The organism is Commensalibacter papalotli (ex Servin-Garciduenas et al. 2014), from assembly GCF_000527695.1.
Lineage (GTDB): Bacteria > Pseudomonadota > Alphaproteobacteria > Acetobacterales > Acetobacteraceae > Commensalibacter > Commensalibacter papalotli.
Genome location: NZ_ATSX01000001.1, coordinates 770,743 through 782,373, shown reverse-complemented (window position 1 = coordinate 782,373; position 11,631 = coordinate 770,743). Strand labels below are relative to the sequence as shown.

Below are 11,631 nucleotides of genomic sequence, written 5' to 3'. Positions count from 1 at the left end.
ATGGATGTATCTGAAATCGAAAATCGCCTACGAACCGCTTTTCCTGATGCAGAGATTGATGTCGGTGCATTAAAAAAAGATGGAAGGCATTTTTATTGTAAAATTTCAGCAAAAGAATTCACTGGTTTAAATAAAATTAAACAGCATCAGTTAGTATACAAAGCATTAGGGGATTATCTTCAACAAGATCTTCATGCTTTAGCTTTACAAACTGATGCTCTCTTAACTTAAATTAAATATTGGAAAAAAAATGAGTAATCCTGTTTTTGATCAGATTAAAAATATAATCGATTCTAATGATGTAGTTTTGTTTATGAAAGGAACAGCAGATTTCCCAAGCTGTGGATTTTCTGCAAAAGTTTCACATATTCTTGCTGATTTAGGTGTTTCTTTTAAAGATGTAAATATTTTAGAAGACGATTCTTTACGCCAAGGATTAAAAGAATTCTCTAATTGGCCAACGTTTCCTCAACTTTACGTCAAGGGAGAATTGGTTGGTGGGTGTGATATCATCAGAGAAATGCATGAATCTGGTGAATTAGCTCAACTTTTTAAAGATAATGCCATTTCTTGTCATTAATATTTGTCACATAAAAACAACATAAGAAGGAAAATTATTAAAAAATGATTTTTCTTCTTATTCATGTATATCCAAGACAAACTTTTTAAGTTAGCTTTTAGCGTAACATTTTATGTATCCGTCAGCAGTTAATCTTATATCGTTAAAGAGAGAATAAATGGTCAGACATTTTAAAAAAACAGTTTGTATGCTTTTTGGTGCCGCAGCACTTATTTCCTTATCTCCATCTCCAGCAAAAGCACAACATATTGTTACTGAAACTGAAGCTGGTAAACTGACCTTTGAATCTTTAACTGCTGCTCCAGCCGCTCGTCATTATAAGGCAAGAAAAGTTTCTTATAATTCTTCTTCACAAAAAAGCCATTCAAAACTTGTTAGAAACGTTTCTTATAAACAAAAAGGCAAACTTACTGTAAAAAACGCTGTTTATAAGTCTTCTGCACACAGAAAGACAACATCAAAACGTCATCGCAGCTAATTTTTAATTTTCTGTTAAAATGATATTTTCGAAATGTTCGATTTGTCCTAATTGATCAATAGCGATCAGGTCAAATCGAACATTTTCTATTTCAGGATAATGATATTCTAAATAATATGATGCTGCTTTTAACAGTCTCTTTTGTTGATGTAGACTGATTGCTGCCAAAGCATCATTCATTTTTTTCCTAGCTTTGACCTCAACAAATAATAACAAGTTTTCTTTTTTAGCAATTAAATCGATTTCACCATACGGATTGTGAAATCGTTTATGTAAAATATTCCACTGTTGTTTTATTAAATAATTTGCAACAATATTTTCAGCAGACAAGCCTTTATGATAGGCAAACATACCTAGTTTTTGATTGCTATTTTTCATTGTGATATTTTATCATGAAATAACTCTATTTATAAAATAAATCTTAGTATTATATTTTTATTATGAATATCATTAAAAACTGAAAGTTTGATTGAATGCATGTATTTTATACGTATTTATTTTTAACAGATTTCAAGCAAGATTGGTTTTTAGCGATCTTACGGTTTATTTTGATATTATTTGTTATATTTCATTCTTTACGTCATGTTCGCGATACCAGAGCTACTATTGGTTGGATTGGCTTTACGTTAATTATGCCGATTACTGGTTTTATTCTTTACTCTATGTTTGGTGTGAACCGTGTGATGAGGCGAGCACAAAAAATGTTCAATAACCGTCCTTGGCACAGTCAATTATTAAGTAATATGACCCAATATTCTGTTAAGGGGCATTTTTATCCTTTGGCTAAGGTCGTGGAAGGGTTTACACAACGCCCATTGTTAATGGGTAATCAGGTGGACATTTTAAATAATGGGGATCAAGCCTATCCTATTATGTTACAAGCTATAAATTCTGCTAAGGAATGTGTTTTTTTATCATCTTATATTTTAAAAAGTGATGCCACAGGAAAAATATTTGCTGATTCTTTAATAGAAGCCCAAAAAAGAGGGGCAACGGTTCGGGTTTTAATTGATGGAATAGGAAGTGGATATTTTTATTGTCCTATTGCTAATTACCTAAAAAAAAATGGGATTATTGTTGATCGTTTTATGCATTCCTTTTTACCTTGGAAAATGCCTTTTATTAATCTTAGGACACATAAAAAAATATTAGTTGTTGATGGTAAGGTTGGATTTCTTGGTGGACTTAATATAGCTAATGAAAATGTGCTTTTAAAAAAACCTAAACATCCTGTATCAGATACACATTTTCAGGTAACAGGGGGAATTGTGCATGAGTTAACAGAAGCATTTTTACAAGATTGGTTTTTTGTTACTTCAGAGGATTTGAACAAAAAGAAATTTTATCCTACTCCTGAAATAAAAGGAGATATGGTTTGTAGGATTATTACTGCAGGCCCTGATTCCGATTTGGAAAAAATCAAATATACGATGATGCAGGCAATAAGTTTGGCCAGAAAGTCTATTCGTATTATGACACCATATTTTTTACCTGATGATCGTTTTTTATCTCTTTTATGTCTTGCTGCTGTCAGAGGTGTGAATGTTGAAATTATTATTCCCAAGCAAAGTAATCAACAATTAGTCGACTGGGCTCGGAACATCAATAATATTATGCCATTACAACTTGGGTGTAAAATTTGGTTAGTTAACCCCCCATTTAATCATTCAAAATTAATGGTTGTTGATAGGGTTTGGTCTTTTGTTGGCAGCTCTAATGTTGATATGCGCAGCTTACGCTTAAATTTTGAAATTAATATGGAAGTTTATGATAAAGAATTTGCCGAAAGTATAGATGACTTTATGGGTTCCCATCGAGATAAATTATTAACATTAGATGCTTTGCAACAAAGACCAGCAATTGCTAAGTTTAGAGATGCAACTACAAGGCTTTTGCTGCCTTATTTATAACGTATTATAGAGGTCTCAATGTAACCATAATGGGACGATGATCAGAGGAAGAACGTGATAGAACTTGTTTATCTATACATTCCATTCCTCTGACTAAACAACGATCCAAACGAATAGGGAGTATATTAATCATTTTATGAGTTGGCACACGGGGGCCGACATCATTAAACCCAGGAAGCATAACAGGACCAACCAAGTTATAGTCTCCTAAAACAGCGGCACAGTCTGGTAAATAATCTGAAAGTACTTGCAATTGTCTTCTATTTAGAATCTGTCCATGTGATAAATGAACGTTAGCAATCCAAAATTTCCCATAGTCAATTAATTGAGCTACTCTTTTTATCAAAGCGCCTTTGGGCAAGGTATATGTTGAGGGTGGTGCTTTGAAAGGATAAGGGCTCCAACAAGCAACACCGTGGATACGCCCAGGGAGAGGGAAACGACTGTAATATCCACCTATTAATTGAGGTAAAATATTCATTTCTTCTGTTGCTTCTTGCATTAAAAGTAATTCTGGTTGGTGCGTATTTACGAGATAAGCAACGTCATATGGAGAAGCACCAACTTTTCTTAATAAATTCCAACTTATAATTTTGAAATATTGTAGATCTGGCTGTGTATCAACACGGTAATGGGCGTCAATTTTAGATGGGTAAGACATAAATATTATTACTTGTCACTTATAAATATTTGCTGAGTCTATCATAATCACACTTTGTTTATAATTGAAAATATTATTTTTCAATGCCTTCTTTGGAAAACTCCAAAGTCAACGTATATCCTAATCCTAATAAAACGGGCCCAAGAAAAATCCCTAATCCGCCAAAAGCCAAAACCCCTCCTAGAATACCAAGGACACTCAATAAGTATGGAAGCTTATTACCAGAGGAAATAAACATGGGTCTGATCACATGCTCTACACCAGATATAATTACAATACCATAAGTCAAGAGTAACAATGCAGAAATGATATGATGATGATAAAAACCAAGCCAAATAACTGCTGGAATCCATACAACTGGAGCCCCAATTGGGAAAAGAGATAGAAAAGCTGCAATACCTCCTAATAAAACAGGTTCTGGAATATTAAATAGTGCTAAACCACAACCCGTCAAAATACCCTGTAAAAGAGCTGTTCCGATAATCCCATATACAGTTCCTAGAATTGTTTTATTTGTCATTTCGACTAGACGTTTAGAAGACGGGCCTGCAATTTTAAAAATAATATCTAAGATTACTTTTCCTAAATAATCACCACTTAACCAAAAGAAAAAAGAAATGAATAATGCAAAAGCAAATTGAATAAACCCACCAATTGTTTGTAAAAAAACAGAAAAAGAAGCTCTAGTAATATCATAAAGATAAGGACGAAGGCTGTCTCCAATACTTAATAAATGTTCAGCGCCTTGCTCCCAAGTTTTGGCTAAATAATTATTGATAATAGGGATATGTTTCATCCAATTGGGTGGGGTTACAAAATTAATAGAAGCAGTTGCCGAGGAAATCGTTTGTACAACCCTTGGAACATCATCGATAATTGCCGAAGATAAAATAATAATAGGCATGACCATACACAAACCGCAAAAAAGCGTCATTAATAAAGCTGCAAAGACTTTCCCAATATATTTTTTTAGGAAAACGTACATTGGCCAAGTCGCAAAACTAATAATAGCTGCCCATAAAATAGAAGAGAAAAGAGGGTGTAATATTAACCAACATCCATATGCAATTGCTGCTAGAATAATATATAAAATGACACGCTGATTCATAATTTTCTCTATCAATATATTTTATATAAAAGACTGTAAAAAGATTAAAAACTTTATACAATATGAATTGTTAAAAATACCATCATTAAAATTGGCAAGGATAGACTATGGTTACTTTATCTCCTGATGAATACGCAGTTTCTCATGGTTGGAAGGAATTATCAACATTACTTGTTACTGCAGGTAGACATAAAGAATCTCTTTCTGATCAAGGTCAATTTGTAAACGACCCTTTGCATCGAGGTTCAACTGTAATTTATCCCTCAGTTTCGGCAATGCGTAATACTGAAGGTCAACAATATCAACATCATACTTTATATGGAGCAATGGGATCTCCCAATCAACATGAACTTGAAAAAGTTATGACGTTGATAGAGGGTGGAAGTCATACCCAAATTGTATCCTCAGGATTAACGGCTTGTACTTTACCCTTACTGGCTTTTTTGTCTTCTGGAGATCACTGTTTATTAATTGATAGTATTTATGGACCTACAAAGCGCTTTTCAGAAAAAGTAATGAAACGTTTTGGTATAGAGATAAGCTATTATCCAGCAGATATTACGGTCGCTGAAATCGAAAGATACATACAACCCAATACCAAAGTCATTTTTACAGAAAGCCCAGGCAGTCATACTTTTGAAATTCAAGATATTCCAGCACTTGCTAGGCTGGCACATCAACATCATATCAAACTATTTTTGGATAATACTTGGGGAATAGGGATCTTTAAGCCATTTGAGCATGGCGTTGACGTCTCTGTGCAAGCTTTAACCAAATATGCGAATGGGCATTCTGATCTTGTGCTTGGAGCTGTGACAGTAAACAGTGATCCAGACTGGCATCTATTAAGAGACACGGCGATTGCTCTTGGTGAGGTCGCTGGACCTGATGCTTGTTGGTTAGCCCTAAGGGGCCTTAGAACCTTGGGTGCGCGGTTGGAACAACAATCAATTTCTGCATTACATATTGCCAAGTGGTGCCAAAACCAACCAGAGATAGAGCGTGTCTTACATCCAGCTTTATCAAGTTGTTATGGTCATAACTTATGGAAAAGAGATTTTTCAGGTGCAAGTAGCCTTTTTACACTCGTTTTTAAAAGTCATATTCAAACCCAACAAGTTATTAACATAATTGAAAGGTTAAATCTTTTTGCTATTGGTGCATCATGGGGCGGATATGAAAGTTTGATTTTACTGACTGATGGTGAGATCTACAGGAATTTTCCTAATCAACTCTTAACAGGGTCGGCATGTCGATTGCATATTGGCCTTGAAAATACTCAAGATTTAATTGATGATTTAAATAGTGCTTTCTCTATTTGGCGTTCATAAAAAAATTAGCGTTGTCGAAAAGTTAAAGCCTCGGCAACGCTGGATATATCGATTTCCGACTTTAATGCCAGATCAGCAATGGTTCTGGAAACTCTTAAAAGTCGAGTAATACCTCGAGCAGATAATTTTAATTGCAGGGAGGCTTTTTCTACCATTTCTGCAACTACTTGATCGAGTTGAATATGATTAGTATTAATTTCATTATTTAGCATATTTTGTCGTGTTAGTTGTTGTTCTCTGGCCAATTTTATACGTTTTGCAACGATTTCACTTTTTTCTCCAGAGGCAATATTAATAATATCTTTAGGTAGAACAGGTTCTATATTAGTAATTAAATCAATACGATCAAGTAAAGGACCTGAAATCTTTCGGGTATACTCTTCTTTACATTTAGGAATACGGTGGCATTCGCGCTCGGTATCGCCTGCATACCCACAACGGCAAGGATTCATAGCAGCTATAAACTGAAAATATGCAGGATAAGTTATATGCGATGTAGCTCTGGCAATTGAGATATTGCCTGTTTCTATTGGTTGACGTAAAGCTTCTAAAGCATTTCTGGCAAATTCAGGGAGCTCATCTAAAAATAAAACTCCATGATGAGCTAAGCTAATTTCTCCAGGTTTGACTCTAACACCACCGCCTGTAATGGCAACTTGACTTGCTGAATGATGAGGACTACGAAAAGGAGGGCGAATAATTGGTGCAGAATTAGGTAATAACCCAGCAGAGCTGTATATACGTGTCACAGCCAAAGATTGTTGTGGGGTTAAGTTAGGAAGTAAACTTGGTAAACGTGCTGCTAACATAGATTTTCCAGCACCAGGAGGGCCAATCATAAGCATAGAATGCCCACCAGCAGCGGCAATTTCTAAGGCTCGTTTTGCCCCTTCCATACCTTTGACCTCATATAAATCAGGATCTTTGGGAGGAAGTGGAAAATCAGAAAATTCAGGTTTAGATAGGATTTGTTTGCCAGTAAAATGATGTAGTAACGCTAATAGTGAAGGGGCGGCTAAAATATCAATATCCCCACCAAGTAAAGCTTCGCTTCCTTGATTATAAGGGCAAATTAACCCTCTCTCTTCCGCTGCAGCACCAATTGAAGCAGAGATTACACCATTCACATTTCCCAAAGCACCATCTAGAGAGAGTTCCCCCAAAGCTGCATAATGCATCAGTTCTTCTTGAGGCATAATATCCATTGCACATAAAATGCCCAGTGCAATCGGCAAATCGTAATGCGTGCCTTCTTTGACAATATCTGCGGGAGCTAAATTAACTAGAATTCGTTTGGGGGGCAAGGCAATCCCCATCGAGGTTAATGCGGCACGAACTCTTTCTCGTGATTCTGTAACGGCTTTATCAGCCAACCCCACAATAATAAAAGCTGGCAATCCACGGGTCATTTGAACCTGGACCTCTACAGGAACAGGATCAATACCAGAAAATGAAAAAGTTAGAACTCTGATAATACTCATTTTCTATCGATCCATAAAGTTAACATTACATTATGAAATTAAAATATATAATTTTATAAAATTAACAACTTTTTTATCAATAGATAAAATTTACAAATATAATATATAAATAGAAAATTTTATAAAGTAATGGAAAAATATAATTATTGAAAACTAATAAGCATCATACTTCATCAAAAAAATCTCTTTAGAAAGATTGGATGATTTTCTTTAATCTGAGCTTACATGCTCAAATAAAAATATAAGTCGTATTATCTAATTTTCATTCCTACAAAACAACAAGTCAATAGATACAAACTGCCTTGTTTGATTATATTATTCTTCATTACCACAAAGTTGCTTGCTGATATCATATATAATCTGGTTAAATTGAGTATAAACCTCATTTTTCTCATTAAATATTTGATTATCTAAATAGTGCTTATTTGATATGTAATTTAAAGTGATATGCCATGGCTTTCTTAATGAAATAGTTGATTGTCCAAGGTTAATTAAGTCATAATTATTATCAAGCTGATGATATACATCCTCAGATAATTGATCTGTATATAAATATGGATTAGGTAATTTAATAATTTCCCAGTTTAATCTAGATACCTCAAATCTCAGCAACTCATTATTCACAGTGTTTTCGAAACCATTTTCATAGACATAAATCAAATCTACTAAATCATAAAATATATGAATGACTAAATAGCCATCATTATTTAGGTAATTTTTTATATCTCTTATAAACTCAATATTTTTCAGAACATCATCTTTAAAATATAAAATTACTTCATCAATCATTTGATATTTTTGTATTTTACTCTGATATTTATTATCAAAAAATTCAGAATAATTATCTGTTGAAAAAATTAATTCAAATAGAAAATTCTTACTTTCTTCATGAAAATAATCGTAAAGCATATTAAGAAAATCAAAAACATCTGATTGTGAAATAAATGTATTTGTATAATTCATAATTTTAAGTCAAAGTTTTGCATAAAAATATCATATTATGGGTGCAAGAAAACACCCATAATTATATTAAAGCTTATTTATCACATGGACGGTATAAAATACGAGCACGAATAGTGCCATCTAATTTACGTAGAGAACGTAAAATGTCGATATCTTTATCATCTTCAGTTGTTGCTTCAATAACGACGTAACCAACTTCACCACTGGTTTGCAAATATTGTGCAGAAATATTTGCGTTAGCTTCGGTAAAGATATTATTGATTTTTTGCATAATACCAGGAACATTTTTATGCACATGCATATATCTTGTTCCTTTTAAGCGAATAGGAAGTTGAACCTCTGGGAAGTTCACAGAGCTAAGTGTTGAACCGACGTCTGAATATTCAATGAATTTATTAGCAACTTCACGACCAATACGTTCTTGAGCCTCGATCGTAGAGCCCCCAATATGTGGAGATAAAATAACATTATCCAATCCACGCAAAGGAGATGAAAATTCTTCACCTTTTTCTTTAGGCTCTTTGGGGAACACGTCAATAGCAGCACCTAATAAATGCTTACTTTTTAATGCCGCTGCCAAAGCATCAATATCGACCACTTGACCACGAGCATTATTAATTAAGAAAGAGCCAGGCTTCATCATAGCAATTTCTTTTTCCCCAATCATATTAACAGTGCTTTCCAGATGTGGAACATGCAAACTGACAATATCACTTTGTTTTAACAGTGCAGCCAAAGACTCAACAGGCCGTGCATTTCCATGCATTAATTTATCAATTGGATCGTAATAAATCACATGTAGTCCAAATGCTTCTGCTAAAATAGAAAGTTGGGAACCAATAGATCCATACCCCACAATTCCAAGCGTCTTCCCTCTGACTTCCCAGCTATTTGTGCTACTTTTATCCCATAGCCCTTTATGGCATTCATCTGAACGGGTGAAAATACGACGTAATAGCATTACGATTTCACCCATTACTAATTCAGCAACAGAGCGTGTATTACTAAAAGGTGCATTAAATACAGGAATACCGCGATGACGTGCAGCGTCTAAATCAACTTGGTTTGTACCAATACAGAAACAACCAATGGCAATTAATTTATCCGCAGCATCTAACACGGCTTCGGTTAAATGGGTGCGGGAACGAAGACCAACCAGATGAACCCCTTTGATAGCTTCTTTTAAAGCATCTTCTTCCAAAGCAGTTTTTAAGTAGGTAATGTTATTATACCCATTTTGTTTTAAAAGCTCTACAGCACTGTCATGCACACCTTCCAACAACAAGATACGAATTTTATCTTTGGGTAAAGATAGATTAGAAGCCATTTTATTTTCCTATATTCCAATAAAAAAAATTAGTCATTATTTAGTAAATTAACCACCTGTTGTTTTAACTTGGGATCACCAAGTGCCAACACGGTTTCTTTACTATTTAAATTCAAAGGATTTCCTTGCCAATCTGTGATACTTCCACCAGCACCTTCGATAATAGGGACCAAAGCTGCCCAGTCCCATATTTTATTTCCATATTCTATAATTAAATCAATTTGCCCCAAGGCCAATAGACCATAGGCATAACAATCACCACCCCAGCTAATGCGCTTTGCCTGATTTAAAACTTTTTTCCAATATGTATTAGGCGCAGTTTCAAAGATTTCTGGTGCAGTACATGATGCCTCAGCAAACCTTAGTTCAGAGCAAATTCTGGTACCAATTTTCCCACCAAACTCTGAAATAAATTGTGCAGGCTGTCCTTGAACGCCAATCCAACGTTCACGTGTGATGGGTTGATCAATAATTCCCAGAACTGGACTGCCTTCATATAACAGAGCAATTAAAATACCAAATGAGGGACGCCCTGTAATGAAAGCACGTGTACCGTCAATTGGATCAATAACCCATTGATATTTTGAATTGGTTTTATTAATCCCAAATTCTTCACCAATAATACCAAAATGAGGTGTTTCTTTTTGTAAAACTGCACGAATAATTGTTTCAGATTCGCGATCTGCCTGCGTAACAGGAGACTCATCTGATTTGATGTCTGCTTGTAATAAAGGCTGTCTGAAATAAGGTCGAACCGCTTTACCCGCTTGTGTAGCAGCTTCCTGAGCTATTTGGAGATAGGAATCTAAGTGATGTTTAGTCATAAGATTAATGGTTACCCTGTGGAGAAAGAGAACGAAGATATGAAATAATATTTTTTCTTACTTCTGCAGAACTGACACCTTTATAAATCATTTTGCTGCCAGGAGCCCATTTTTGCGGATTCTCTATCAATTGATCCAAATCACTTTCAGTCCAATTCGTTTTTTTATTTTTAAGAACCCCAGAATAGGTATAATTAGACTGTGACGCAATTGGTTTGTTTATAATATTATATAAATTGGGTCCTAATCTGGCATTTCCATTTTGGGTATCTGTATGACAAACAGCACAATTACGTTGAAAATCTTCTTTACCTTGAACAACTTGAGGATTTTTGTCTTTGGTTGGTTCTGATTGTTTGTTAGCTGTAGGCGTAGTTTTAGATTCAATAGCAGGAGCAGAAGGGGATATACTTTTTAAATAAGCAATAATATTGATGCGATCTTGGGTTGATGGAACGCCAGGATAAGCCATAATTGTATCAGGAGCAAAATTCATAGGGCGAGACAGCCACAAATTAAGATTTTGTGCATTCCAATATTCTATATCATGCTTTTTTAAACTGGTTGAATAGTAAAAACCAGGAACAGATGCGATTTGACTACCCATAATATCATATAAGTTAGGGCCTATTTTTTGCGGACCATCTTTGGTGAATGTATGGCATAGACTGCATTGTTGAGCAGCAAGCTCTTTCCCTTTGGTAACATTTCCAGAGGCAAGATCAATATGCTCATTTTGATCACCATCAATAAAAAAAGCAGGTCTAAAAGGCGTTGTATCGCGAATCATTACTGATCCTATGCCCCAAGCTCCCGCTAAAACACAAACAGAAAATACGCCGGCGACTGCTAATCTATTCCAATCGAAACTGTCCATTTTTGAATAATTTTCTTTATACTGTAAAATGAGCTAGACAACCATTATTTGTTTATAGAATAAAGATACGTTATCAGCTATAAAAGAAAAG

Annotated in this window: 13 protein-coding genes; 5 read left to right on the top strand and 8 right to left on the bottom strand. The window is 34.7% G+C overall.

Translation table 11 applies throughout. From position 1 onward, the window contains the following. From COMX_RS03505 to COMX_RS03495, 3 genes are all read left to right on the top strand, one after another. Positions 1-231 (top strand): BolA/IbaG family iron-sulfur metabolism protein, encoded by a 231-nt coding sequence (locus COMX_RS03505; RefSeq protein WP_034337045.1) that lies wholly within the window; start codon positions 1-3, stop codon positions 229-231. A 19-nt stretch (positions 232-250) separates the two neighbouring features. After that, positions 251-580 (top strand): Grx4 family monothiol glutaredoxin, encoded by a 330-nt coding sequence (gene grxD / locus COMX_RS03500; RefSeq protein ID WP_034337043.1) that lies wholly within the window; start codon positions 251-253, stop codon positions 578-580. Between the two features lie 157 nt (positions 581-737). Continuing rightward, complete coding sequence (locus tag COMX_RS03495; protein ID WP_034337040.1) at positions 738-1,058, top strand: hypothetical protein; 321 nt, start codon at positions 738-740, stop codon at positions 1,056-1,058. 3 nt (positions 1,059-1,061) lie between these two features. Here COMX_RS03495 and COMX_RS03490 read toward each other — a convergent pair whose 3' ends face one another. Further along, entirely contained in the window at positions 1,062-1,436 is a 375-nt protein-coding gene (locus COMX_RS03490) for a YraN family protein (protein ID WP_034337037.1), read from the bottom strand. 95 nt (positions 1,437-1,531) lie between these two features. Between COMX_RS03490 and cls the strand changes: the two genes are divergently transcribed. Then, a complete protein-coding gene (cls, locus tag COMX_RS03485; protein ID WP_034337034.1) occupies positions 1,532-2,968 on the top strand; it encodes a cardiolipin synthase in 1,437 nt (478 codons plus the stop codon). A 4-nt stretch (positions 2,969-2,972) separates the two neighbouring features. On the opposite strand, the gene COMX_RS03480 is transcribed toward cls, so the two are convergent. Both COMX_RS03480 and COMX_RS03475 read right to left on the bottom strand, forming a co-directional pair. After that, complete coding sequence (locus COMX_RS03480) at positions 2,973-3,629, bottom strand: endonuclease/exonuclease/phosphatase family protein (RefSeq protein WP_034337031.1); 657 nt, start codon at positions 3,627-3,629, stop codon at positions 2,973-2,975. A 73-nt stretch (positions 3,630-3,702) separates the two neighbouring features. Beyond that, positions 3,703-4,737, bottom strand: coding sequence for an AI-2E family transporter (locus COMX_RS03475; protein WP_034337029.1), 1,035 nt, complete (start codon positions 4,735-4,737; stop codon positions 3,703-3,705). A gap of 107 nt (positions 4,738-4,844) precedes the next feature. Here COMX_RS03475 and metC point away from each other — a divergent pair, with 107 nt between their 5' ends. Continuing rightward, positions 4,845-6,068 (top strand): cystathionine beta-lyase, encoded by a 1,224-nt coding sequence (gene metC, locus COMX_RS03470; protein ID WP_034337026.1) that lies wholly within the window; start codon positions 4,845-4,847, stop codon positions 6,066-6,068. A gap of 5 nt (positions 6,069-6,073) precedes the next feature. Here the strand turns inward: metC and COMX_RS03465 are convergent, their stop codons facing one another. The 5 genes from COMX_RS03465 to COMX_RS10575 form a co-directional block, all read right to left on the bottom strand. Then, a complete protein-coding gene (locus COMX_RS03465; protein ID WP_034337024.1) occupies positions 6,074-7,549 on the bottom strand; it encodes a YifB family Mg chelatase-like AAA ATPase in 1,476 nt (491 codons plus the stop codon). 315 nt (positions 7,550-7,864) lie between these two features. Beyond that, positions 7,865-8,512, bottom strand: coding sequence for a hypothetical protein (locus tag COMX_RS03460; protein WP_034337022.1), 648 nt, complete (start codon positions 8,510-8,512; stop codon positions 7,865-7,867). Between the two features lie 73 nt (positions 8,513-8,585). Continuing rightward, positions 8,586-9,839, bottom strand: a complete 1,254-nt coding sequence (serA, locus tag COMX_RS03455) for a phosphoglycerate dehydrogenase (protein ID WP_034337019.1) — start codon at positions 9,837-9,839, stop codon at positions 8,586-8,588. 29 nt (positions 9,840-9,868) lie between these two features. Next, complete coding sequence (locus tag COMX_RS03450) at positions 9,869-10,663, bottom strand: inositol monophosphatase family protein (protein WP_034337017.1); 795 nt, start codon at positions 10,661-10,663, stop codon at positions 9,869-9,871. A 4-nt stretch (positions 10,664-10,667) separates the two neighbouring features. After that, entirely contained in the window at positions 10,668-11,540 is an 873-nt protein-coding gene (locus COMX_RS10575) for a c-type cytochrome (RefSeq protein WP_051461831.1), read from the bottom strand. Between the last annotated feature and the right edge of the window lie 91 nt (positions 11,541-11,631).